Below are 23,892 nucleotides of genomic sequence, written 5' to 3'. Positions count from 1 at the left end.
CGTCCTGCCGCCCTTCGAGAGAAACCTCATGCTGCGCGACGGTCCCCCTCTCCTGGAACAGGAGAGGGCACCAGCGCCCGTTCGATGACGGCCGTGAACTTCGTGAAACAGTGGCTCCGACGATCATCTCAGAGCACCGCATCGAGCCGCTCCATCAGGGGCGCGTAGGCTTCCGGCCCGGCCTCGACGTCGAGGCGAAGGCCCTCGATGCCGCGCTGGGCATAGGCGACGAGGCGGGCATCGGCGCCGGGCGCCCCCCGGTCCGCGCGACTCGCCTGAACCGTGCCACGCCGCCCGTCAGGGGTGGCGAAGGGGTAGAAGCCCGGCGGGCGGGTCCGCTCGAACGCGTCGCTCACGAGGACGAGGCGGATCGACAGGCGCTCGGCCATGATCGTCAGGAGGGCGTCGAAATCCTCCCCCGGATCGTCGAGGGCCGTTCCGAGGACGAGGTGGCCGCCCGACGGCAGCAGGCTCTGGGCCAGGGTGAGGGCCCGCGACAGGGGCGGGTCCTTCGTGGACGCGTCGGCGAGGGCTTGCGCATGGGCCATCGCGAGGGCGCCGGTGACGGCGGTCATGGCCCGCTCGCCGCCGGCCGGACGCACCACCACGGGTTCGCCGGCGCCCACCGCCACGAGGCCGACCCGGCCGCCATCCCCGGCCACGCGCCAGCCCAGGAGCACCAGGGCTTCGGCGGCGGCGACCGAGCGCAAGGCCCGGCGGGTGCCGAACAGCATGGAGGGGCGGAAATCCACGAGAAGCACCACGGCGCGGTCGCGCTCGTCGTGATGGGTGCGCACGTGCAGGATGCCGGTGCGGGCCGTGGCATTGCGGTCGATGTGGCGGCGGTCGTCGCCCTCCGACCACAGACGCACGTCGTCGGGCTCCGAGCCGCGCCCCCGCCGCCGGGTGACGATGCCGCCGGGCAGGCCCGCCAGGGTGCGGGTGGCCGGGGACGTGCCGCGCCGGGCGAGGTGGCGCAGGCCCATGAGGGCCTCGCCCGAGAGATGGATGCCGGGCGCCCGCGTCGGATCGGAGGGGGAGGCCGTGGATGGCGAGGCCATGGGGCGGGTCAGAGCGCCCGCACCCGCTGGACGAGGTCCCGGATGAGGCCGCGCGCCGTCTTGCCCTCGGCGGCGGCGCGCCAGGTGAGGCCGATGCGGTGAGCCAGGGCGTCGGCGGCGAGACTCGACACGTCCTCGGGGATGACGTGGTCGCGCCCGTGCAGATAGGCCCGGGCCTTGCCGGCGAGCATGAGCGCGAGGGTGCCGCGCGGCGAGGCCGGATGCTCGATGGCGGCGCGAAGGTCCGGTGCGGCGGCGTCCGTCCGGGTCGCGGCCACGAGGCGCACGAGATAATCCTTGAGGGCCGGCGAGACGTAGACGCCGAGCGCCGCCTCCCGGGCGGCGCGGATCTCGGCCACGGAGAGCTTCACCGGCATCGCCTCGGCGTGGTGGTTCAGCTCGCCCTCGACGAGGTCGAGGATACGGCGCTCGGCGGCCTCGTCGGGCATCTCCACCACCACGTGGAGGAGGAAGCGGTCGAGCTGGGCCTCGGGCAGGGGGAAGGTGCCCGCATGCTCGATGGGATTCTGGGTCGCCACCACCATGAAGGGGTCGGGCAGGCCGTGGGTGTGGCCCGAGACGGTGATCTGCCCCTCGGCCATGGCCTCGAGCAGGGCCGACTGGACTTTGGGGGGGGCGCGGTTCACCTCGTCGACGAGGACGAGGGAATGGAACAGGGGGCCGGGCAGGAACTCGAAATCACCGGCATCCTGACGCCAGACCGTCGTGCCGGTGAGATCGGCCGGCATGAGATCGGGCGTGCACTGGATGCGGGCGAAGCTGCCGTCGAGGCCGTCCGAGAGGCGCTTGACGGCGCGGGTCTTGGCGAGCCCCGGCGCGCCTTCGATGAGCAGGTGGCCGCCCGTGAGCAGGCCGATGAGCAGGCGTTCGACCATGGTGTCGGCGCCGATGAGCCCGTGCAGCAGGCCGTCGCGGAGCGCCAGGATGCGGGCATGCAGGGCGGGATCGATGGAGGCAGCGGCCGAACGGTCGGTGAGCGTGGCACCGCTCATGCGCGGACCCCCGCAGCGGCGGGCACGGCCTTCGGAGCAAGGACGATGATCCGTACCATGCGCGTCTCCTCGGTATTCTTGGTTGCGGATTCTTAAGCGATCCACAGACCTCGGGTGTGCCGGTGTGGGGCGCACCCGTCAATCCCGCGCACCGGGCCGGATGGCCGCACATCGCCGGGCGCCCTACCTTGTGGGTCCCCCACCCGGAGACCGCCCCGTGGCCCAGGACCTCTTTCCCGGTTTCGAAGCCCCCTGGATCGACGTCCCGGCCGGGCGCTTCTTCGCCCGCATCGGTGGCCCCGAGGACGCCCCGCCCGTCCTCCTCCTGCACGGCTTCCCCCAGACCCATGCCTGCTGGCACCGGATCGCGCCGGGCCTCGCCGAGACCCATCGGGTGATCTGCCTCGACCTCAAGGGCTACGGCTGGTCGGCGGCCCCCGCGGGCGACCCGCGCCATGAAACGTACGCCAAGCGCACCCTCGGGCGGGAGATCGTGGCGATCATGGAGCATCTCGGCCACGTGCATTTCGCCCTCGTCGGACACGATCGCGGCGCGCGGGTCGGCTATCGCTTGGCGCTGGACGAGCCCGGCCGCATCGCGCGCCTCGCCCTCCTCGATATCCTGCCGACCCTGGTGCAATGGGAACGCATCGAGGCGTCGGACAAGCCCTCGCATTGGAACGCCCTCGCCCGCCCCTCCCCCGTGCCGGAGGACGAGATCCGAAAGGATCCCGACGCATATTTCGAGGGCCTGCTGCGCGACTGGAGCGGCGCCAAATCCCTCGATGCCTTCGCGCCCGCCGCCCTGGCGCTCTACCGCCAAAGCTGGAACGTGCCCGAGCGCATCCATGCACTCTGCGAAGATTACCGGGCCGGGGCGACCCGCGACCGCGAGGCGGATCTCGCGGACCTCGCGGCCCAGCGCACGATCCCCTGCCCCACCCTGATCCTGGCCGGAGACAGTTATCTCGACCGCAGCGCCGAGGCCCCGCTCACCGCCTGGCAACGCACCTTCGCGCCGAACGCCACCGCCGTCGATCTCACCTCCGGACACTTCCTGGCGGAAGAGAACCCGGACGGCACCCTGCAGGCCCTGCGAGGCTTTCTCGCCGCCTAGGCCGAACCGTCACGGTTCCGTCACGCGGGGCCGCGATAGGGCGGCATGCTCTCGTCGCCCCTTCCCGAATTCGTCAATTCCGCCGTCAGCCTCATCGTCGCCTTCGGCCTCGGCACCCTCATCGGGGCGGAACGCCAGTACAGGCAACGGACGGCGGGCCTGCGCACCAACGTCCTCGTCGCCGTGGGGGCGGCGGCCTTCGTCGATCTCGGCATGCGCCTCGAAGGCGCGCCGGGCGGCACCCGCACGGTGGCCTACGTGATCTCCGGCGTCGGGTTCCTCGGAGCCGGCGTGATCATGAAGGAGGGCATGAACGTGCGCGGCCTCAACACGGCCGCGACCCTGTGGTGCTCGGCGGCGGTCGGCGCCTTCGCGGGGGCGGACTTTCCCCTGGAAGCCGCCTTCGTCACGGCGGCCGTCCTCGCCGGCAACACCCTCCTGCGGCCCCTGGTCAACGCCATCAACCGCGCGCCCATCGACGAGAGCCAGACGGAGGCGACCTACGAGGTGCAGGTGACGGTGCAGGCGGACGCCGCCGGCCCGGCCCGCGACCTCCTGGTGGAGCGCCTGGAAGCGGCGGACTATCCCGTCGGCGGCATCGAGGTGGTGGAGCGCGGCGAGGACACCGTCGAGGTGGTGGCGACCCTCGTCGCCACGGCGGTGACCCCCGGCGAACTCGACGCGGTGACGGCCGCCCTGGGACGCGCCTCCTTCGTCACCCATGCCACATGGTCGGTGCAGACGGCGGATTGAGCCGAGCGTGCGGAGACGCACTCAGGGCGGTGCCCACCGCATTGCCGTGGGATGATCGGTGCCCGATCTCCGTGCCACGCATCGGGTACGAGGATCGGACACCATGGCAGATCGGAAGAACGCGCTCATCGTCGGGGCCTCGCGCGGCCTCGGTCTCGGCCTCGTCGAGACCTTCCTGCAGCGCGGCTGGCGGGTCACCGCCACCCAGCGCTCGCCCTCGCCGGGCCTCGCCGCCCTGGCGTCGGACGCCCTGCGCGTCGAGACCGCCGACATCGACGACGATGTCGCCGTCGCGGCCCTGCACGACCGGTTGTCGGGGGAACGCTACGACCTCGTCTTCGTGGTGGCGGGCGTCGCGACGCAGGCGCACGAACCCCTGCACGCCGTGCCGCGCGATGTCGCCGCGCAGGTCTATCTCACCAACGCGATCAGCCCCATCCGCTTCGCCGAGATCTTCCTGGATCGCCTCGCCCCGAAGGGCCTCGTTGCCTTCATGAGCTCGATCCTCGGCAGCGTCGGCCTCAACGAATCCGGCGGCTGGGAGAACTACCGGGCGAGCAAGGCGGCCCTCAACACCCTGGCGCGCAGCTTCGAGATCCGCCACCGCGACGCGGGCTTGGGCGTGCTACTGATGCATCCGGGCTGGGTGCGCACGGAGATGGGCGGGGCCGACGCCGACATCGACGTGCCCACCAGCGTCGCCGGCATGACCGACGTGATCGAAGGCCATCTCGGCCGGACCGGCTGCGTCTACGTCGATTACACGGGCAAGACGCTGGATTGGTAATCGATCATCCGGCCGCTTCGGAGAACCGGAGCGGCCGAAACCCTAACGGCTCAGGGGCGGACGGCCGCGCCGCTCCACCACGACGGGTGGCCGGGTGCGGCGCTCGACGATGACCGTGCGGGGTGCCCGGTTCGGGCTGCCGGTGGTGAGGATGCGCTCCGGAGCCCGCTCGGGCTTCGCCTTGGCGGCGGCGAGGACGTGCGGGCGAACCTCGTCGGCGGGCAGGCCGATGAGACCGGCGGCGATCTCGACCTGATGCTCGAGGTCGTCGGCGAGGTCCTGGGCGGCGGCGACGGCCTCCGGAATCGTCGGCGGCTCGCGGCGCACGCGGATCGGCGGCAGATCCTGGAAGGATTTCGGGGTCTTCTTCACGGCGGCACTCGCGCTCGGCATTCGAAGATCATACGCGGCGGGCTTGGCATGTGCAGTGCACAAAAGCGCGTCGGGCCGTTGCGTCGCGGACATTGCTGAACGCCCGAGGCGGTGCGTTCGGCGCCGTTCCCGTCTCGTCAACTCAGCAAGCGCCGCGCCAAGCGCCGACGGGCCGCGGCGACGCGTCGAAACGTCACGCCGTTGCGATCCGGAGGGGCAGACCGGATAATCCCACCATGCTCGACGACCTTTCCGACATCACCGATCCCCGCCTCATCCCCGCCCGGCCCGATCTCGCCGACATCCGCCTGCGCGGCCGGGTTTCGGCGGAGCGCTATGTCCCCGGGGAGGCCCGCCGCGTCGTCGTGCCCTCGGCGCCGTTGCGGCGCGCCCCCCGGTTCGATGCCGGCCTCGACACCGAGGCGGTCATGGGCGACGCGGTGACGCTCTACGAGGCGGAAGAAGGATTCGCCTGGGTCCGTCTCGGGCCGGACGGCTATGTCGGCTACTTGCCCGAGGCGGCCCTGGGCCCCGCCGATCCGGCGCCGACGCATCGGGTCACGGCCCTGCGGACCTTCCTGTATCCCGGCCCGGACCTGAAGCTGCCCGCCGCCGGATACCTCACCCTCGGCGCCCGCATCGCGGTGACGGCGCAGGCGGGGCAATACCTGCGCCTGGCCACGGGCGAACACGTGTTCGCCGATCATTGCGCGGATCTTTCGGCGACGGAGCCCGATTTCGCCGGGACCGCCGAGCGCCTCATCGGCACCCCCTATCTCTGGGGTGGGCGCACGAGTCTCGGCCTCGACTGCTCGGGCCTCGTCCAGCTAAGCCTCGCGGCGGCGGGGATCGCGGCGCCGCGCGATGCGGATCAACAGGAACGCGGCCTCGGCGAGGCCCTGCCACCTCGCCTCGACGACCTGCGGCGCGGCGACCTCGTGTTCTGGCGCGGCCATGTCGGGCTCATGCTCGACGCCACCCGGCTCATCCACGCCAACGGCTTCCACATGGCCGTGGCGGTGGAGCCCTTGGGGCTCGCCGTGGCGCGGATCCTGGAGAAGAGCTACGGGCCGGTGACCTCGATCCGCCGGCTTACAGCATAACCTCGCTCATGCGCCGCGCGGGCTCGGGGATCCGGCTGCCGCCGGATCACCCCTTCAACCGCGACTTGATGCGGTAGATCAGGCCGTCGCGCACGTCGCGGTAGCCGTCGAGGCGCTGATCGCGGGAGCCTTCGTGAAAATTCGTCGGGTCGGGGGTCGGCCAATATTCCACCTCGACGGCGTTGGTGCGGGTGAGTTCGAGGGCCGCATGGTGGGCTTCCGGCGCCAGGGTGACGATGAGGTCGAAGTTCAGTCCTTCCCACTCCTCGAGTTCGGCGAGGGTACGCGGCTTGTGGCGCGCGGCATCGATGCCGATCTCGTCCAAGGCCGCCACCATGAACGGGTCGGCGGGCTCGCCCGAGCGCACGCCGGCCGACTGCACGTAGATGGACTTGCCGAAATAGTGGCGCGCGATGGCCTCCGCCGCGAGCGAGCGCACGGCGTTGAAGTTGCACATGAACAGGGCCGATTGGACGCGCTTCTTCCTCGGGCCGGCCTCGTCCGCCATCCGGTCACTGCCTCCCGGTCCTCAAAGCCAGCACGCTGCGGACAGGGGCGTCGGCCCCTCAAGCCTTCCAATGCAAGGCGAAGACCAGGGTGAAGAGGCGTCGCGCCGTCTGGTGGTCGAGATCGACCTTGCCTTCGAGGCGCTGCTTCAACAGGTCGGACGCCTCGTTGTGCAGGCCGCGCCGGCCCATATCGATGGCCTCGATCTGGGTGGGCGAAGCCGTCTTGATGGCGTTGTAGTAGCTCTCGCAGATCATCTCGTAATCGCGGATCACCCGGCGGAACGGGGTCAGCGACAGGAGGTGCGTCATCACCGGGTCGCCCGCTTCCGTGCGGATCGCGAAGGCGAGCTTGCTCTCGACGAGGCCGAGGGTGAGGGTGAACGGCCCCTCGCGCCCCGGAATCGTGAAGCTGTTCTCTTCGAGGATGTCGAAGATCGCGATGGCGCGTTCATGCTCCTGATCGGGATTGCCCCGACCGATGGAATCCTCGTCGAGGGTCACCGCCACGAGGCGGTTGGGAGATTTCGGCTCCGTGGATTTGGCCGCGCCGGGCATCATCCCCTCACAGGTTCAGGCGGATAGCCACCGAACGGGCGTGGCCTTCGAGGCCCTCCGAACGTCCGAGGGCGATGGCCGAGGGTCCGAGCGCCCGCAGGCTCTCGGGGGTGCAGCGCAGGATCGTCGTGCGCTTCATGAAGTCGAGGACGCCGAGTCCGGACGAGAACCGCGCCGAGCGCGCCGTCGGCAGGACGTGGTTGGGGCCGCCGACGTAATCGCCGATGGCTTCCGGCGTGTGCGAACCGAGGAAGATCGCACCGGCGTTGCGCACCTTGGCGGCGAGCGCCTCGGCATCCTCCGTCTCGATCTCGAGGTGCTCGGGGGCCAGGCGATCGACCAGGGGCACCGCCTCGTCGAAGTTCCGCACCACCACGATGGCGCCGTAATCGCGCCAGCTCGCCCGCGCGATCTCGGCGCGGGGCAGCGTGGCGAGGGCCCGCTCGACGGCCCCCTCGACGGCGTCGGCGAGGTCGGCCGAATCGGTGATGAGGATCGATTGCGCCGCCATATCGTGCTCGGCCTGGGCGAGGAGGTCGGCCGCCACCCAGTCGGGATTGGCGTGCGCATCGGCGAGGATGAGCACTTCGGAGGGGCCGGCGATCATATCGATGCCGACCTGCCCGAACACCCGGCGCTTGGCCGCCGCCACCCAGGCATTGCCCGGCCCGACGATCTTCGCCACGGGCGCGATGGTGTCGGTGCCGTAGGCGAGGGCCGCGACCGCCTGGGCGCCGCCGACGCGGTAGACCTCGTGCACGCCCGCGAGATCGGCGGCGGCGAGCACCAGGGGGTTCATGGCTCCCTCCGGCATCGGCACCACCATGACGAGGCGCGGCACCCCGGCGACGCGGGCCGGAATGGCGTTCATCAGCACCGACGAAGGGTAGCTCGCCGTCCCGCCCGGCACGTAGAGGCCGACGGATTCGAGGCCGGTCCAGCGCCAGCCGCTGCTGACCCCGAGGGCGTCCGTCGCCCGGTGATCGCCCGGGACCTGACCCTCGTGGAACGCCTGGATGCGGGTGGCGGCGAACCGCAGGGCCTCCAGAGCTTCGGCGGGACAAGCCGCGATGGCCGCCTGGATCTCGTCGGGCGTCACCCGCAGGGACGCGGTGGTGAACTCCTCGCCGACGCGGTCGAAGCGGCGGGTGTAGTCGACCAGCGCCGTGTCACCGCCCGCGACCACGCCGGCGATGATCCCCCGGACGGTCTCGTCGACATCCTCGGAGATCTCGCGCTTGACGGTGAGCAGCCGGGCGAAGCTCTCGGCGAAATCGGCGGCGGTGGATGTGAGGCGGATCATGATGGGCGTCCCTCGACGGCGGCGCGTCCGGCGGCGACGGCCTCATGATCCGGGCGGCCATCGACCTCCCAGACGGGCCCGAGATCCTTCAGGCGGACCTCGATGCATTCGAGGTCGAGCTGGATCGCCGCGTTGCCGGCAAAGACCAGGGTGGCGGTGCCGGACGGAGCCTCGCCCGGCGTGAAGGTGACGGCCAGGAGTTCGAGGGGCGTCTCAGAGGACGCGCCCGGCACGAGGCCGCGATGGCGCACCCCGAGCACCCGCTCGAAATGCACACCCGTGAGACGCCGACGGGGCGGCGCGCCCGCCTCCGCCGACCAGTCGAACCGCCGGGCCACCAGCACGAAGCGGTGGGTGTCGGCGAGATAGGCGAGATCCTCGGTCCGCACGATCGCGTCCTGCAGGTGGGCCGAGAGCACGGCGAGGTCGTCCGTGTCGAGGGCGGCGAGCTTGAGAAGCTCCATGGCGGGGGTGTCGCGCTCTCTCGGGTTGGGCCGGCATCGGGGAATGCGACCGTCGGCCCCGTAGGTAGCGAGGCCGCCGGCCCACGGCAACCTTGCGCCCCCACGGACCGCTCCGCTTCGCGTTTTTCCCGGGCGCCGCGCTTTGGTGTGGAGAACGAACGGTCTCAGCTTGCGTTCATCCGCATCGGTTTAGGCCTCGGGCCTAGACCTGCGAACCCTGAACCCCGAACCCGACCGCATCGGGCGCCGGGCCGGGGATGACGGAAAGGACCATTCGGTGAAGCGCATTCTCCTGGCGATCGCGACGGCGGCGACCTTCGGCACCGGTCTCAGCGCCTTCGAGGCCAAGGCCCAGTATTACGGTTACGACGACGACCGCCCCCGGCGCTACGAGCGCCGCTACGACGAGGATCGCTACGAGCGCCGCCGGGATCGCTACGACTACGATCGCTACGACGGGCGCCCCCGTGGCGGACGCGGCGGCAGCCTCTGCGTCACCGCGCGCGGCAACTGCGTCACCCGGCCCGCCCCCTACAACGCCCCCTGCGGCTGCGAGATTCCCGGCTTCGGCTACAAGCGCGGCGCCGTCGGCGGCTGATCGAAATGACGACGCCGGTCCGCGCGGACCGGCGTCGTTCTCGCTTACGAGCGAACCCGGGTGATCTCGGCGCCGCAGCGGGCGAGCTTCGCCTCCAGGGCCTCGAAGCCCCGGTCGAGATGATAGACCCGGTTGATGCTGGTCTCGCCCTCGGCCGCCAAGCCGGCGATGACGAGGGACACCGAGGCGCGCAGGTCGGTGGCCATCACGGGCGCGCCCTTGAGGCGCTCGACGCCCTCGACGATGGCGAGATCGCCTTCGAGGCGGATCTTCGCCCCGAGGCGCGCCAGCTCCTGCACGTGCATGAAGCGATTCTCGAAGATCGTCTCGCGGATGTTCGACTGGCCCTTGGCGAGGGTCATCAGCGCCATGAACTGCGCCTGCAGGTCCGTGGGGAAGCCCGGGAACGGATCGGTGGTGACGTCGACGGCCGCGATGCCGCCGCCGTTGCGGCGGATCCGGATGGTGTCGACGCCCGTGGTGATCTCGGCACCCGTGGTCGAGAGCACGTCGAGGGCGGCGTGCAGGAGGTCGGCGCGGGTGTTCTCGAGGGTGACGTCGCCCCCGGTCATGGCCACCGCCATGGCGTAGGTGCCGGTCTCGATCCGGTCGGGCAGCACGTCGTGCCGGGCGCCGTGCAGGCGGGACACGCCCTCGATCGTGATGCGCGGGGTGCCGGCGCCCTCGATCCGCGCCCCCATCTTGGTGAGGCAGGCGGCGAGATCGACGACCTCGGGCTCGCGGGCCGCGTTCTCGATGAGGGTCGAGCCGTTGGCCAGCGCCGCCGCCATCAGCGCGACATGGGTGCCGCCAACCGTGACCTTGGGGAAATGAATCTCGCCACCGCGCAGGCCGTTCTTGGCGCGGGCGACCACGTAGCCGCCATCGACCTCGACGGTGGCGCCGAGCTTCTCCAGGGCCATCAGCAGGAGATCGACGGGGCGGGTGCCGATGGCGCAGCCGCCCGGCATCGAGACGCGGGCCTCGCCGAAGCGGGCCAGCAGGGGGGCGATGACCCAGAAGCTCGCCCGCATGGTCGAGACCAGTTCGTAGGGCGCCGTGGTGTCGATGACGTTGGAGGCGGTCAGCCGGATGGTCTGCCCCGTCTCCGTGGTCTGGCCCGGACGCTTGCCCACGACCATGTGGTCGACGCCGTGATTGCCGAGGATGCGCAGCAGGGCGTTGATGTCGGCGAGACGCGGCACGTTGCCGAGTTCCAGGGTCTCACCGGTCATCAGGCTGGCGATCATCAGGGGCAGGGCCGCGTTCTTGGCGCCCGAGATCGGAATCACGCCGTTGAGCGGTCTTCCGCCGGTGATGGTGATGCGGTCCATTACAGTTCAACCTTACGCTTCACGCCCCGGCAGTCGCGGGACCGGTCTCCTGGAGAGCCCACGGCCCGCCTTCCGTCTCGTGGCAGCGCGTATACGTGAGTTTTGTCGGAAAAGGGATCGTTCGGCGGCTCAAGTCGGGTCGTCGTCTTCGCGCGGCCTCGCGTCGTCTGGCTGGCCGACCGGTTGCGGCGGATCGCCGTCCTGCGTCACGACCGGGGGGCGGTCGGAACGGCCGCGCACCTGCGCCTTGCGCCGTCGCAGGTTCTCCCGCAGAGCCGCCTTCAGGCGCTCGGCTCGCTTGTCCGTCTGTTCGGTCATGACGCCTCGATCAGGTTGCTTCGGCCGGCCTCGTCCGATCCCCCGTGACCACGGCGACGGGCCGGCTGTCCATGGCTGACGGACGGACGCTCCGGGCGCGAACGGTCACGGCCCGGTTCGCAAGACCGGAGAGCCAAGGCCAAGGTTCAGATCAGGGCTGCGGTTGTCGACTTGAACCAATTCCAAATTCACCTGTATCGTGTCGACTTCATTGCAGGAGCCAAGCGCGACGCGCGGGGTTCGCCGTCTCCGGACCGGGAACCACGGCCCTCCTGAAGAAACCAAAGGCGAACCTTCCGTCTGGTAGGAGGGGTCTCGCACCAACGATCCCGCCAGAGGCCGCGATCCCACCGCCGGCCAATCAGCCCAAGCGTGAAGGACGGATGCCCGTGAACCGGATGCCCGCGACGAGCGAGACCAGCGAGACCACCGTTATCGGACGTTCTGCCAAAGGGCCTTCGATCAAGGAACCTTCTAGCAAGGTCCGGGCCGATTACGATGCCCACTTCCGCACCGCCCTCGACCGCCTGCACGACGAGCGCCGCTACCGGGTCTTCGCCGATATCGAGCGCATCTCCGGCCGCTTCCCCACGGCGAACTGGCGCAAGCCCGATGGCGGTACCTCCGAGATCACCGTCTGGTGTTCGAACGATTACCTCGGCATGGGCCAGCACCCCGACGTGGTCGGCGCCATGACCCAGACGGCGGCGCGCTGCGGCGTCGGCGCCGGCGGCACCCGCAACATCGCCGGCAACAACTCGCCCCTGGTGGATCTGGAGCGTGAACTCGCCGACCTCCACGGCAAGGAAGCCGGCCTCGTCTTCACCTCCGGCTACGTCTCGAACCAGGCCGGCATCTCGACCATCGCCAAGCTGATCCCGAACTGCCTCATCCTGTCGGACGCCTTCAACCACAACTCGATGATCGAGGGCGTACGGCATTCGGGGTGCGAGAAGCGCATCTTCCGCCACAATGACCTCGCCCATCTCGAAGAGCTGCTGATCGCGGCCGGCAACCGGCCGAAGCTGATCGCCTTCGAGAGCGTCTATTCCATGGACGGCGACGTCTCCGACATCGGCGCCATCTGCGATCTGGCCGAGCGCTACGGCGCCATGACCTACCTCGACGAAGTGCACGCCGTGGGCCTCTACGGACCGCGCGGCGGCGGCATCTCAGAGCGCGACGGTGTGATGCACCGGGTCGATGTCATCGAGGGCACCCTCGCCAAGGGTTATGGCTGCGTCGGCGGCTACATCACCGGCTCGGCGGCCCTGTGCGACGCCGTGCGCAGCCATGCGCCCGGCTTCATCTTCACCACCGCCCTGCCCCCCGCCATCGCGGCGGCGGCCCGTGCCTCCGTGCGGTACCTCAAGCGTTCGACCGTGGAGCGCGAGGCGCACCAGCGCCAGGCCAACCGCACCAAGGCGGCCCTGGAAGCGGCGGGCCTGCCGGTGCTGCACACCGAGACCCACATCGTGCCCGTGATGGTGGGCGATGCCGAGCTGTGCAAGGCGGCGGCCGACCACCTCCTCGAACACCACGCCATCTACATCCAGCCCATCAATTACCCGACCGTGCCGCGCGGCACCGAGCGCCTGCGCATCACCCCCTCGCCGTTTCACGACGACGCCCGGATCGCCAAGCTGACGGCGGCGCTCATGGAGACCTGGGACACCCTCGACCTGCCGCGCGCCGGCACGGTGTTCGTCGAGGCGGCGGAGTAGAACAGCTCAGTTCAGGCGCCAGATCGCGGTGGTGAGGATCGTCGCGAATCCGACCCAGGCGGCATAGGGGACGAGCACCCCGGCGGCGAGGCGGTCGAACCGCCACGTCAGGCGGATGGTCCAGAGGATCATCACGAACATCGCGGCGGCGACGATCACCGCCGCCCCGAGGGCGTGGGCGGCGAAGAAGGTCGGCGTCCAGGCGGCGTTGAGGGCAAGCTGCACCGCGAAGGCGATGACGGCGAGGCGCCAGCCCTCCCGCGTCGGCCCGGTGCGGGGCATGGCCCCGAGGAGCCGCCACGCCGAAAAGGCGATGAGGCTGTAGAGGATCGTCCACGCCACGGGGAAGGCCCAGTTCGGCGGGTTGAAGGACGGCTTGGTCAGCCCCGCGTACCAGCCCTCGATGTTCGGCCCCGTCGCCATCCCCCCCAGGACGCTCGTCAGCAGCACGGGCAGGATCGCCGCCGCCAGCCGGGGGTAGCGGGACAGGGCCGGTTTTTCGGGAACGTGCAGGGTCGAGGCGGTCATCCGGGAATCCTCAGTCGAGATGCGCCGTCGGCTGAAGCGCTTACCGGCTCGCGTACCGCCTTTCGTCCCTGGCGTCTCGCAGGGGAACGCGAATCGGGTCGCCCCGGTTTCACGGCGCGATTTTACGTCCGCGACGGGTCCGATCCCGCGAGGCTCGCGTTGTGGGTCAAAGTCCCCTCGCAAAGCCTCTCCCCGAAAGACCCGCGATGACGAACCTTCCCTGTCTCCTGGCCGGATTCGCGGCCCTCGCGCTGATGGTGGCGCCCGCCGGGGCGGCGGACGGCCCGCCGAGCCTCGACATCGACAAGACCTGTCGATCCGCCGCCTCGGCCGGCGTCAACAACAATGCCAGCCAGGACGGGTGCCTGCGCTCGGAGCGATCGGCGCGGGACGAGGTGAAGCGCCGCTGGGGCGAGTTCACCCCGGCGGCGAAACGCCAGTGCGAGAAGCAGTTCGACGCCGGCGGCTTTCCCTCTTACGTCGAGATGGTGACCTGCCTCGAACTCGCCAGCGGCACCGGCCTGAAATCGGATGGCCAGCAAGGCGGCGGCAGCGTCACCAAGGAGCCGCATCCCGGCCAACGCACCGATCCCATCGATGTCTTGGGCAAGACGGCGGAGTGAGCCGTTTCAGGTCACGGGCGCTTCGCTCGGCCGCAGGGCCAGGGCGTCCGTGGAGTTCGCCCGGTCGGGTCGCGCCTCGACCCCGCCCCGCGACTGGGCGAGGGCGGTGAGATCGACGTCCCGCGCGGTGTCGTCGACGGTGAGGAACAGGCCCCGTTCCTGGGCCCGCCGGCCGAGATCGGCCCGGCTGGTCAGCACGCTCTGGGCCGGGCTCGACAGGAGGCCGAGGGCCACGGGCGCCATCCACAGGGCGAGCCACGGGTCGGCCGCATAGGCGAGGAGGCCGGCGAGGAGGCCGCCGGCCACCAGGGTATCGACCTGGAGCCGGCAGGCCTCCCGCCATGGCACCCGGCGGTCGTCGCGGATCTGGGCGTCCCAACGCACGACCCGACCGACGAAGGTGGTGGCGACGGCGCCCGCCGCGAACAGGGTCATCACCGGCCAGAGCAGCACCCACACCATCTGTTCGAGGGCGGCACTTTTGAGAAGCGAGGCCGTGCCCCCGAAGGCCGCCCGGCGCTCGGGCGAGGCGAGGACATGGGCGAGGCTCAGGAATTTCGGTACGGCCAGCACGGTGATCACGAGGAGTGCCAGGGCGTTGGCGGCCGCCCCCGTTCCGGTGAGGCCGTAGCCGAGGAGACCGAGGTCCCCCGTCGCCACCGCCTGGACGGTGCCCAGCGCCAGGAACGCCACCCAGAGCGGGCAGGCCATGTAGGAGAGGATCCCCACCGCGAGGTGCCAGCGGCTGGCGGGACGCAGGCCCGGCATTGGCAGCACGCGCAGGTGCTGCATGTTGCCCTGGCACCAGCGGCGCTCGCGGCCCAGAAGATCGACGAGGTTCGTCGGCATCTCCTCCCAGGTGCCGCCCATCTCCGGCAGGAGGCGCACCTCCCAGCCCGCCCGGCGCAGCAGCGCGCCCTCGACGATGTCGTGGCACAGGATCTCGCCGCCGAGCGGGGCACGCCCCGGCAGCACCGGCAGTTCGGCGTTGTTGGCGAAGGCCTCGATCCGCAGGATCGCGTTGTGGCCCCAATAGCTGCCGTCCGGTCCCTGCCACGTCTCGAGGCAGCGGATCGACAGGGGGGCGTAGAGACGCACGGCGAATTGCTGAATGCGGGCGAACAGGGTGTCGCGCCCGGTGGCGTAGCTCACGGTCTGGATCAGGCCGACGCGGGGGCTCTCCTCCATGAGGCGAGCGAGGCGGCGCATGGCCGCGCCGGTCATGAGGCTGTCGGCGTCGAGGACGATCATGAAATCGTATTCGGCCCCGTAGCTGCGGCAGAATTCGGCGATGTTGCCCGCTTTCCGCCCGGCATTGTCGTGGCGGCGGCGATAGCGCAGGCGTGGCAGGCCGGGTCCGTTCTGGGCCGCCCAGGCGGTGATGCGGGCGAATTCGTGCTCCTCCACCGCCGCGATGGCGCCGTCGCGGGTGTCCGACAGCACGAAGAGATCGATGTCGGAGCCGTCGCCGCCCTCGCGCTGGAGGGAGCGGGCCATGACCCGCAGCGCCGCGAACACCGCCACGGCATCCTCGGCGTGGATGGCCACCACCGCCGCCGTCCGGCTCAGGCCCGAGGCGCGGGCCGGAACGGTCAGGGAGCGGATTTCGAGGTTCGATTTGGCCCGGTCGCCCAGCGCGCTGGCCACGAGCCCGTAAACGTATTGCCAGGCGACGAACGCCTGCCAGGCCATCACCAGGCAGAACAGGGTGAGGACGACGGCGCCGAGCCACCCCGTCGGCGGACCATAGGCCGTCACCGCCAGCCCCGCGATGAGGGCGCCGGTCGCCAGCGTCGGCACGGCCAGCATCAGGCGGCGTCCGAGGAACGAGGGTTCGGCGGAGGCCCCGAGCCCGGTCGGGTTTTCGCCGCCTGGGTTTTCGACGGCCTGAGCGTCGTGCGACAACCGCTGAGACATGGGCGCGGGAATCTCGTGCGAGGGGAACCAGCGATGCCCGATCACGCGGACAGGCACACGATGGATAGGGATGACGGTCGGGACGGAAACGGGTCGACGGAGCCCGTCTCGCGGCGCCGCGCCCTGCAGACCACATTGGGTGCGGTCATGGGCACGGTCATACCTAGTATCACCGAACTGAATGTCGCCCGAACGATGGCGGCGCCCTTGCCCGACCGTGGGGCGCCCACCACCTTCGCCGCCCTCGCCGAACACGCGAAGGCCCTCGCGGCGAACCCGTACCGGCCGCGCCCCGACGACCTGCCGGCCCCCCTCAAGGCTCTGACCTACGACGGCTACCGGGCCATCACCTTCCGCCCCGGGGCGAGCCTGCGCCTCGGGGCGCATTTCTCGGTGCAGCTGTTTCATCGCGGCTTCCTGCAGGGAAAGCGCGTCGACCTGTTCCTGCAACCCCCCGGAGCAGCCGCGAAACCCGTCGCCTACGGCTCGGACCTGTTCGATCTCGGCCCGGCGCTCCAGGGCCGGACCTTCCCGCCCGACCTCGGCTTTGCCGGCTTTCGCCTGCACTATGCCTTCGACGCGGCCCGCCCCGAAGGACAGGAAGAATTCCTCGTCTTCCTCGGCGCCTCGTATTTCCGCCTGCGGGGCAAGGGCCAGGAATACGGCCTGTCGGCGCGGGGGGCCGCCATCGGCACGGGTGGTCCGGGCCCGGAGGAGTTTCCGGACTTCACCGCCTTCTGGATCTGTGAACCCGAGGACGATGCCCGCACCGTCGAGATCCTGGCCCTCCTCGAATCGCCGAGCCTGACGGGGGCCTATCGCTTCCGCGTCACCCCGGGCGACCCATCCGTCATGCGGGTCGAAGCCGCCCTGCATCCGCGCGCGGCGATCCCGCGCCTCGGCCTCGCGCCCCTGACCAGCATGTTCCTGCACGGCCAGAACGGGCCGGGGGCGCCGGGCGCCGAGCCCTTCGACGATTTCCGGCCGCAGGTTCACGATTCAGACGGGCTCGCCGTGGCGACGCACGGCGACCGGCTGTGGCGCCCCCTGGTGAACGGACGCCGCGCGCCGCAGATCTCGGCCTTCTCCGTCGATCCCCTCGTCGGGTTCGGGCTGCTCCAGCGCGAGCGGACATTTCCTGCCTATCTCGACGTTCAGGCCCGCCACGAAGCCCGGCCGGGCCTGTGGGTGACGCCGGAAGCGGGGTTCGGGACCGGCGCGGTCCAGCTGTTCGAGATCCCCTCGCGGGAAGAGTACATGGACAACATCGTGGCGGCCTTCGTGCCGGCCGCGCCCGTCGCGGCGGGCAGCACCCTCCTCCCGCGCTACACCCTGACCACGGTGGGGGCGGAGCCGGTGGCGGTGGTGCCGGAGACGCTCGCCCGCGTGGTCTCGACCCGGATCGGCTCGGCCGAGCGCCTGCGTCCGACGACCCCGCCGAGCCCGGAGCGGCGCCTCTACGTCGTCGATTTCGAAGGCCCCGGCCTGCCACACGAATCCGGCGCCGCCCTCGCGGCCGACGTCTCGGCGAGTGCCGGAACCCTGGTGGGCCCCGTCGTCGAATTCGTGCCCCAGACCGGGGGTTGGCGCCTCTATGTCGAGTGGCGCCCGCCCGCCACCCGGCCGCCCGGGGATGTCGTGCTGCGTGCCCGCCTCATGCAGGAGGGCCGGCCCCTCACGGAAACCTGGGACGCGGCGGCCTGACGAATTCGCGCGGGCGTTTGACCGGCCGGCGCCGCGCCCGTAGACACCCGGCCCCATCGGGAGACGTCGCATGGCCAGCATCAACGCAACCCTCGCCACGGAACTCGGCGTCGCCGAATGGCAGGTCAAGGCCGCCGTCGATCTCCTCGATGGGGGCGCCACGGTGCCGTTCGTGGCGCGCTACCGCAAGGAAGTCACCGGCACCCTCGACGACGCGCAGTTGCGCACCCTCGAAGAGCGTCTCGCCTATCTGCGCGAGTTGGAGGCGCGGCGCGCGGCGGTGCTGGAGAGCATCGAGGCCCAGGGCAAGCTCGACGCCCCCTTGCGCGCCCGGATCCTCGCCGCCGACACCAAGGCGCGGCTGGAGGATCTCTACCTGCCGTTCAAGGTCAAACGCCGGACCAAGGCGCAGGCCGCCCGCGAGGCCGGGCTCGGTCCCCTGGCCGAAGCCCTCCTGGCCCGTCCCGATCAGGCTCCGGAGGCGGCGGCGAAGGGCTACGTCGATGCCGCCAAGGGTGTTTCCGACACGGACGCCGCCCTGGAAGGCGCCCGCGCGATCCTCATCGAGCGCTTCAGCGAGGACCCGGAACTGGTCGGCAGCCTGCGCGAGAGCGGTTGGCAGCGCGGCCGGATGGTCTCGACGGTGAAGAAGGGCAAGGCGGCGGCCGGCGAGAAATTTTCCGATTATTTCGAGTTTTCCGAGCCCCTGGCCCGCCTGCCCTCGCACCGCATCCTCGCCCTGTTCCGGGGCGAGAAGGAGGAGGTGCTCGACCTCGACCTCACGGACGCCGTCGGCGACGCGCCGGCCAAGGGCCAGCCGAGTTCGCAGGAACTGCGCATTGCCAAGACCTTCGGGGTGCGCGACGCGGGGCGACCGGGCGACGCCTTCCTGATGGACACCGTGCGCAAGGCGTGGCGGACGAAGCTCAAGCCCGCCATCGACACGGATCTGCGCGCCCGCCTCTGGGCCGTGGCCGAGACCGGGGCGGTGGGCGTGTTCGCCGGCAACCTGCGCGATCTCCTGCTCGCGGCCCCGGCGGGGGCGCGACCGACCCTCGGCCTCGATCCGGGCTTCCGCACGGGCGTGAAGGTCGCCGTGGTCGACGCCACCGGCAAGGTGGTGGCCACGGACACGATCTACCCGCACGAGCCGCGCCGGGACTGGAACGGCGCCCTGATCACCCTCGCCAAGCTCTGCCGCGCCCACGGGGTCGAACTCGTCGCCATCGGCAACGGCACGGCCTCGCGCGAGACCGACAAGCTCGCCGCCGACCTCATCGCCAAGCAGCCCGAGCTGAAGCTCACCAAGGTGATGGTCTCGGAAGCCGGCGCCTCGGTCTATTCGGCGTCGGCTTACGCCAGCGCCGAACTGCCCGACCTCGACGTGTCGATCCGCGGCGCCGTCTCCATCGCCCGGCGTCTGCAGGACCCGCTGGCCGAACTCGTGAAGATCGAGCCCAAGGCCATCGGCGTCGGGCAATACCAGCACGATCTCGCCGAAGGAAAACTGTCCCGCTCCCTCGACGCCGTGGTGGAGGATTGCGTGAACGGCGTCGGCGTCGACGTGAACACCGCCTCCGCCCCCCTGCTCGCCCGTGTTTCGGGCCTGACGGAGCGGGTCGCCTCCAACATCGTGGTCCATCGTGACGCCAACGGCCCGTTCCGCAGCCGCGCCGCCCTGAAGAAGGTGCCGGGCCTCGGGCCGAAAGCCTACGAACTCGCCGCCGGCTTCCTGCGCATCCGTGGCGGGACCGATCCCCTCGACGCATCGGGCGTCCACCCGGAAGCCTATCCCGTGGTGCGGCGGATTCTCGCCGCCACCGGTCAGCCGATCCAGGCGGTGATCGGCAATACCGGTACCCTGCGGGGCCTCGATCCGAAAAAGTTCACCGACGCGACCTTCGGCCTGCCGACGGTCACCGACATCCTGGCGGAGTTGGAGAAGCCCGGCCGCGATCCGCGCCCGGCCTTTCGGACGGCGACTTTCCAGGAAGGGGTGGAGAAGATCTCGGACTTGAAGCCCGGCATGCGCCTCGAAGGGGTGGTCACCAACGTCGCCGCCTTCGGTGCCTTCGTGGATATCGGCGTGCATCAGGACGGGCTGGTGCATATCTCGGTGCTGGCCGACCGCTTCGTGAAGGACCCGCGCGAGGTGGTGAAACCCGGCGACGTGGTGCAGGTGCGCGTCGTCGAGGTCGATCCGGGCCGCAAGCGCATCGCCCTCTCCATGCGCTCGGACGAGGCGCAAGCCCCCCGCCCCGGCCGGCGCGAGGAGCGCCCGGCCCCCGCCCGGATGCAGGCGGCCCCGCCGCCGCCGAAGGCCGGGGCCGAACCCGGGGGCGCTTTGGCCGAAGCGCTCCGCCGCGCCGCCGAATCCAAGCAGCGGCGGTGAGTGACCCCGCCCAACGCGGGTCCCCTCTTCTGTCAGGAGAGGGAGCCTGTCGCGTCTCACGGATCCGAGGCAATCAGCCGGAGACGATACTACTCCTGCCCCGCCACCTGCTGGTCGTCGCGGGCGCGATGCAGGAGGAAGATCGACAGCACCATGACGAGGATGAGGCCGCCGAGCACCCCGAGCTCGATCATCGAGATGCGAAACAGCGCCTCGCGCTCCGGATTGAGCGGGCCGTGCATCACCTCCGACGATTGCAGGGTGATGACCAGCACCCGCCGGATCGACGCGATGAGTCCGACGATGAGGAACGGCTCGCAGGTGAGCTTGCCCGAGCGCATGGAGACCCGCACCGTGTGCAGGATCTCCACCAGCATCAGCAGGAACAGCAGCCGGTCGACAATCTCCAGGAGCTTGGCCGAGCCGCCGAGTTCGTGGATCGCGCCGACGAGGAGGCCGGTGGCATCGACCAGCGCCAGGATCGCGGTGGCGGCGAGGAGCACCCCGAGCACGGCGTAGACCGCGTGCTCCGTGTGCATGAACAGGAAGCCCGAGATCCGCGTCAGCCGGCTCTCTTCCTCCACGTCGTCAGCCATGGCGCATCCACCCCGACGCCGGACTCAATCACCGGTCGTGGGGCAGTCTGGCAGGCGAAGCGGGGCCTTGTCGAGTGGCATGCCGATCCCGGCTCCGGGTCGGGATCGGCGAGATCCTGGATCAGTGGAAGAACGGCAGCACGTTGGGCGCGTAGAGACCGAACCCCAGCATCGCCAACCCGGCGACACCCAGGAGCGCACCGCCGAAGACGAGGGCCGCGATGCCGGTGATGACCTCGGCGGAAGCCAGCACGATCCCGATCTGGAAGGCGGCCGAGCCGAACTCGTAATGGTGATAGCGGTGGAGGGCCTTGTCGCGCACCTCCTGGGCGTGGCGGGCCTTCTCGCTCAGTTCCTTGCGACCCTCGCCCGTGGCGGGCTCGCTCTCCCAGCGGGCCATGGTTTTCGCCCATTCGGCGCGCTTGGCCTTGATGGCATCCGAATTCGCCGCGTCCGCCGGTAGCAGGGCCAGGGTCTCGTCGGCGGTCTTCAGAATCGTGGTGCGGATGGTGCGGGCCTGGAAGTAGGCCCATTGGTTCGACGATTCGACGTTGGCGCTGAGCGCCTCCGTCTGCGCCCCCTTGGCGAGGGTCTCGGCGAGCGCGAGGAACAGCGCCAAGACCGAGATCAGCAGCGCCACGCGCTTGTTGGACCCGCCGCCGCCACCGTGACCACCCGACATGCTGCCTCCCCCGATTCGACGGCGGGACTCACAGCCGATCCAGGCCCCAAGCGCAACCGGAAAACCGACGCCGCCGCCGGAATGCGGTGGCGGCGTCACCTCACGGTATCAGGGTTTCCCGCGTCAGGGCTTCTTGGCGTCGCCCTTCCCCTCGGCGGGGGCCGCTGCCGTCCGCTCGACCTTGGCGCCCTCGCGCAGCTTGAGGATGAGGTCCTGCTGCGCCTTGCGGGTGATGTACTGGTCGACCTGCTCCTTCATCTCGTCGAAGGTCGGCACCGGCTTGGTGCGCTTTTCCTCGACCTTGATGACGTGCCAGCCGAACTGAGTCTTGACCGGGTCCGAGACCTGGCCGGCATTGAGCTTGAACGCGGCGTCGGCGAAGGGCGCCACCATGCGCTCCTTCGTGAACCAGCCGAGGTCGCCGCCCTCGGCCTTGGAACCCGGATCCTTCGACGCCTCGGCCGCCACCTTGGCGAAGTCCTCGCCGCCCTTGATCCGCGCGGCGATCTTCTTCGCGTCGTCCTCGTTCTCCACGAGGATGTGGCGGGCGTGAACCTCCTCCTCGGGCTTCATGGCCTTCACGGTCTGATCGTAGAGGGCCTTGGCGGCCTCCGGGGTCACGGCCTTCTTGGCTTCGCGCTCGAGGTAGTCGTCGAGGAGGAGCTTGTCGCGGAAATAGGCGAGCTTGCGCTTGAAGTCCGGCGTGTCGGCGACCTTCGCCGCATCGGCCGCCTGGGCGCCGACCTTCAGGTCGACCATGTAGTCGATGAGCAGGTTTCGCTTCTGGGCGTCGTCGACGCCCGGCAGGGACAGGGCCGGATCGTCCGCCGCGATGGCGAGATCGCCCTCGGTGATCGGGGCGCCGTTCACCTTCGCCACCACGGTCTCGGGCGCCACGGCCTTCGTCGCAGGCGCGGCCGGGGCGGCGGGCTGCTGTGCCTGGGCTCCGGCCAGGGGGGCGGCCAGGAACAGCGCCAGGGCACTGGTCCGCAGGAGGGCGTGGGTGAGCGACATGGCGGCGTCCTTCGGGCGTGGCCCCCCGCCGCATCCCCGGCCGTTCTGGCGTCCGGACGCGATGCGAGGCGGGGGCGGCGGCCGGAAGGGCCGCGTGTTTGGCGCCGACACAGGTGGCGCGCGCCGAGCCCGATGGCAAGACGACCGAACGGCAGAGATCACCGGCCATGGCGAATGGCCGTGATCGTTCGCATTCGCGCAGCCCCGGCTACGCGCCGTTAACGGGTCGGCGGCAAGGGTGGGGCGGTCGCGTTCACGGAGGTCGGCATGCGCGCGAATTCGGTCCCCCTCGCGGTGGCCCTTCTGGGATCGGTCCTCGCGTTCACCGGGACGGCCGAGGCCGGTCCCCTCTCGGCCGCCCCCTTCGAGCCTCTCACCACGGGCAGCCTTCCCGACGAACAGGCCCTGCGGCCGACCTTCGCGGAGCCGGGCGTCCGGCCGGCGCCCCAGCGCCCCTCCGAGGACGCCCGCGCGGCGCCGGTCTGGTGCGGCAACGGGCGGATCGTCGGCTCCGGCGTCGGCTTCTGCGAGCTCAATTGATCCCGGTCGTCCGGGACTTAGAGCGCCTAACAGAACGGCACCGAGCGGTGTTTTCCGCGTTGGTTTGGCATGGCCAGACCGCTTCTCCCCGATGATCTCTGGGATGAGATCGCTCCGCTGCTCCCGCCGCCTCGTCCGCGTCCGAAGGGTGGGCGTCGTCCGATCGAGAACCGGGCTGCGCTGACGGGTATCCTGTTCGTGCTACGCTCGGCGCTGCCCTGGGAGATGCTGCCGGCCGAGATGGGCTGCGGCTGCGGCATGAGTTGCTGGCGTCGGCTGCGGGATTGGCAAGCGGCGGGCGTGTGGCGCCGCCTGCATCACGTGCTCCTGGAGCGCCTGCACGCGGCGGGTGAGATCGACTGGAGCCGGGCTTGCCTGGACAGCGCGTCTGTCCAGGCCAAAAAAGGGGGCCTGCCACTGGCCCGAACCCGACGGACCGGGGCAAGCCGGGGACGAAGCGCCATCTCGTCACCGACGCGCGCGGCACGCCGCTCGGCTTCTGCCTGAGCGGTGCCAACCGGCACGACACCGTCATGATGGCGGCCACCCTCGATGCCATCCCGTCTGTGCGGAGCGGTCGGCGCGGACGACCGCGACGCCGTCCGGACAAGCTGCACGCCGACAAGGCCTACGATGCCAGACCCCGCCGCCAGGAGTGCCGGGCGCGAGGGATCGTGCCGCGCATCGCTCGACGCGGCATCGAGAGCAGCGAGAAACTCGGTCGTCACCGTTGGGTCGTGGAGCGCACCCACGCCTGGTTCAACCGATTCCGTCGATTGCCCATCCGCTATGAGCGACGCGCAGACATCTACGAGGCCTTCACGAGCCTCGCCGCCAGCCTCATCACCCTCAACCAGATCAGACGGTTCTGTTAGGCGCTCTTAG

The 23,892-nt window shown here is 70.5% G+C and carries 25 protein-coding genes; 11 read left to right on the top strand and 14 right to left on the bottom strand.

The window, feature by feature from the left end:
- Positions 1-128: 128 nt before the first annotated feature.
- Both BM249_RS03230 and BM249_RS03225 read right to left on the bottom strand, forming a co-directional pair.
- Complete coding sequence (locus tag BM249_RS03230) at positions 129-1,061, bottom strand: DUF58 domain-containing protein (protein WP_091968944.1); 933 nt, start codon at positions 1,059-1,061, stop codon at positions 129-131.
- An 8-nt stretch (positions 1,062-1,069) separates the two neighbouring features.
- Positions 1,070-2,074, bottom strand: a complete 1,005-nt coding sequence (locus BM249_RS03225) for an AAA family ATPase (RefSeq protein ID WP_177232307.1) — start codon at positions 2,072-2,074, stop codon at positions 1,070-1,072.
- Between the two features lie 217 nt (positions 2,075-2,291).
- Here BM249_RS03225 and BM249_RS03220 point away from each other — a divergent pair, with 217 nt between their 5' ends.
- The 3 genes from BM249_RS03220 (at position 2,292) to BM249_RS03210 (ending at position 4,731) form a co-directional block, all read left to right on the top strand.
- Positions 2,292-3,191 carry an alpha/beta fold hydrolase gene (locus tag BM249_RS03220; RefSeq protein ID WP_244528566.1) on the top strand — a complete coding sequence of 300 codons (900 nt, stop codon included), beginning with the start codon at positions 2,292-2,294 and terminating at the stop codon, positions 3,189-3,191.
- A gap of 45 nt (positions 3,192-3,236) precedes the next feature.
- Complete coding sequence (locus BM249_RS03215) at positions 3,237-3,944, top strand: MgtC/SapB family protein (protein ID WP_091968940.1); 708 nt, start codon at positions 3,237-3,239, stop codon at positions 3,942-3,944.
- Positions 3,945-4,047: 103 nt separating this feature from the next.
- Positions 4,048-4,731: an SDR family oxidoreductase gene (locus tag BM249_RS03210; RefSeq protein WP_091968938.1), complete on the top strand. Its 684-nt coding sequence runs from the start codon at positions 4,048-4,050 to the stop codon at positions 4,729-4,731.
- 42 nt (positions 4,732-4,773) lie between these two features.
- On the opposite strand, the gene BM249_RS03205 is transcribed toward BM249_RS03210, so the two are convergent.
- A complete protein-coding gene (locus BM249_RS03205) occupies positions 4,774-5,124 on the bottom strand; it encodes a hypothetical protein (RefSeq protein ID WP_091968936.1) in 351 nt (116 codons plus the stop codon).
- Between the two features lie 215 nt (positions 5,125-5,339).
- Between BM249_RS03205 and BM249_RS03200 the strand changes: the two genes are divergently transcribed.
- Positions 5,340-6,206: a C40 family peptidase gene (locus BM249_RS03200; RefSeq protein WP_091968934.1), complete on the top strand. Its 867-nt coding sequence runs from the start codon at positions 5,340-5,342 to the stop codon at positions 6,204-6,206.
- 46 nt (positions 6,207-6,252) lie between these two features.
- Here the strand turns inward: BM249_RS03200 and BM249_RS03195 are convergent, their stop codons facing one another.
- From BM249_RS03195 to BM249_RS03180, 4 genes are read right to left on the bottom strand one after another with little or no spacing between them, the layout of a single operon-like run.
- Positions 6,253-6,714 (bottom strand): arsenate-mycothiol transferase ArsC, encoded by a 462-nt coding sequence (locus tag BM249_RS03195; protein ID WP_091968932.1) that lies wholly within the window; start codon positions 6,712-6,714, stop codon positions 6,253-6,255.
- Positions 6,715-6,772: 58 nt separating this feature from the next.
- Positions 6,773-7,273, bottom strand: coding sequence for a UPF0262 family protein (locus BM249_RS03190; protein ID WP_244528565.1), 501 nt, complete (start codon positions 7,271-7,273; stop codon positions 6,773-6,775).
- A 4-nt stretch (positions 7,274-7,277) separates the two neighbouring features.
- Positions 7,278-8,573 carry a histidinol dehydrogenase gene (hisD, locus tag BM249_RS03185; RefSeq protein WP_091968929.1) on the bottom strand — a complete coding sequence of 432 codons (1,296 nt, stop codon included), beginning with the start codon at positions 8,571-8,573 and terminating at the stop codon, positions 7,278-7,280.
- Positions 8,570-9,037 (bottom strand): DUF2948 family protein, encoded by a 468-nt coding sequence (locus BM249_RS03180; protein ID WP_091968927.1) that lies wholly within the window; start codon positions 9,035-9,037, stop codon positions 8,570-8,572. Before BM249_RS03180 ends, hisD begins: the two co-directional genes overlap by 4 nt.
- A 286-nt stretch (positions 9,038-9,323) precedes the next feature.
- Between BM249_RS03180 and BM249_RS03175 the strand changes: the two genes are divergently transcribed.
- Complete coding sequence (locus tag BM249_RS03175) at positions 9,324-9,635, top strand: hypothetical protein (protein ID WP_091969330.1); 312 nt, start codon at positions 9,324-9,326, stop codon at positions 9,633-9,635.
- 44 nt (positions 9,636-9,679) lie between these two features.
- Here the strand turns inward: BM249_RS03175 and murA are convergent, their stop codons facing one another.
- Positions 9,680-10,969 carry a UDP-N-acetylglucosamine 1-carboxyvinyltransferase gene (murA, locus tag BM249_RS03170; protein WP_091968925.1) on the bottom strand — a complete coding sequence of 430 codons (1,290 nt, stop codon included), beginning with the start codon at positions 10,967-10,969 and terminating at the stop codon, positions 9,680-9,682.
- 129 nt (positions 10,970-11,098) lie between these two features.
- Positions 11,099-11,287, bottom strand: a complete 189-nt coding sequence (locus tag BM249_RS03165) for a hypothetical protein (RefSeq protein WP_091968923.1) — start codon at positions 11,285-11,287, stop codon at positions 11,099-11,101.
- A gap of 383 nt (positions 11,288-11,670) precedes the next feature.
- Between BM249_RS03165 and hemA the strand changes: the two genes are divergently transcribed.
- The gene (hemA, locus tag BM249_RS03160; RefSeq protein WP_091968921.1) at positions 11,671-13,011 is read left to right on the top strand and encodes a 5-aminolevulinate synthase; all 1,341 of its coding nucleotides are present in this window, start codon (positions 11,671-11,673) and stop codon (positions 13,009-13,011) included.
- 6 nt (positions 13,012-13,017) lie between these two features.
- Here the strand turns inward: hemA and BM249_RS03155 are convergent, their stop codons facing one another.
- Complete coding sequence (locus tag BM249_RS03155; protein WP_091968918.1) at positions 13,018-13,539, bottom strand: TspO/MBR family protein; 522 nt, start codon at positions 13,537-13,539, stop codon at positions 13,018-13,020.
- 206 nt (positions 13,540-13,745) lie between these two features.
- Between BM249_RS03155 and BM249_RS03150 the strand changes: the two genes are divergently transcribed.
- A complete protein-coding gene (locus BM249_RS03150) occupies positions 13,746-14,162 on the top strand; it encodes a hypothetical protein (RefSeq protein WP_244528564.1) in 417 nt (138 codons plus the stop codon).
- Between the two features lie 6 nt (positions 14,163-14,168).
- On the opposite strand, the gene mdoH is transcribed toward BM249_RS03150, so the two are convergent.
- A complete protein-coding gene (gene mdoH, locus BM249_RS03145) occupies positions 14,169-16,079 on the bottom strand; it encodes a glucans biosynthesis glucosyltransferase MdoH (protein WP_091968916.1) in 1,911 nt (636 codons plus the stop codon).
- A gap of 207 nt (positions 16,080-16,286) precedes the next feature.
- Between mdoH and BM249_RS03140 the strand changes: the two genes are divergently transcribed.
- The gene (locus BM249_RS03140; protein WP_425284783.1) at positions 16,287-17,783 is read left to right on the top strand and encodes an OpgD/OpgG family glucan biosynthesis protein; all 1,497 of its coding nucleotides are present in this window, start codon (positions 16,287-16,289) and stop codon (positions 17,781-17,783) included.
- Positions 17,784-17,853: 70 nt separating this feature from the next.
- Positions 17,854-20,175, top strand: coding sequence for a Tex family protein (locus BM249_RS03135; protein ID WP_091968912.1), 2,322 nt, complete (start codon positions 17,854-17,856; stop codon positions 20,173-20,175).
- A gap of 89 nt (positions 20,176-20,264) precedes the next feature.
- Here BM249_RS03135 and BM249_RS03130 read toward each other — a convergent pair whose 3' ends face one another.
- From BM249_RS03130 to BM249_RS03120, 3 genes are all read right to left on the bottom strand, one after another.
- A complete protein-coding gene (locus BM249_RS03130) occupies positions 20,265-20,771 on the bottom strand; it encodes a phosphate-starvation-inducible PsiE family protein (RefSeq protein ID WP_091968909.1) in 507 nt (168 codons plus the stop codon).
- 121 nt (positions 20,772-20,892) lie between these two features.
- The gene (locus BM249_RS03125; protein ID WP_091968906.1) at positions 20,893-21,453 is read right to left on the bottom strand and encodes a DUF4337 domain-containing protein; all 561 of its coding nucleotides are present in this window, start codon (positions 21,451-21,453) and stop codon (positions 20,893-20,895) included.
- A gap of 123 nt (positions 21,454-21,576) precedes the next feature.
- On the bottom strand, positions 21,577-22,467 hold the full coding sequence (locus BM249_RS03120; RefSeq protein WP_091968904.1) for a peptidylprolyl isomerase: 891 nt from the start codon (positions 22,465-22,467) through the stop codon (positions 21,577-21,579).
- Positions 22,468-22,734: 267 nt separating this feature from the next.
- Here BM249_RS03120 and BM249_RS03115 point away from each other — a divergent pair, with 267 nt between their 5' ends.
- Together BM249_RS03115 and BM249_RS03110 are read left to right on the top strand one after the other, a co-directional pair.
- Positions 22,735-23,007, top strand: coding sequence for a hypothetical protein (locus BM249_RS03115; protein ID WP_091968901.1), 273 nt, complete (start codon positions 22,735-22,737; stop codon positions 23,005-23,007).
- Between the two features lie 69 nt (positions 23,008-23,076).
- Positions 23,077-23,882 (top strand): IS5 family transposase gene (locus BM249_RS03110; protein ID WP_091968899.1). Its coding sequence is split into 2 segments (ribosomal slippage): positions 23,077-23,398 and positions 23,398-23,882, totalling 807 coding nucleotides; the frame shifts between segments, so codons are not numbered across the junction.
- Positions 23,883-23,892: the final 10 nt, after the last annotated feature.

It is taken from the genome of Methylobacterium gossipiicola (genome assembly GCF_900113485.1).
Classification (GTDB): domain Bacteria; phylum Pseudomonadota; class Alphaproteobacteria; order Rhizobiales; family Beijerinckiaceae; genus Methylobacterium; species Methylobacterium gossipiicola.
Note: the sequence above shows the minus strand (reverse complement) of the source record. Positions and strands in the feature narration are given on the sequence as shown.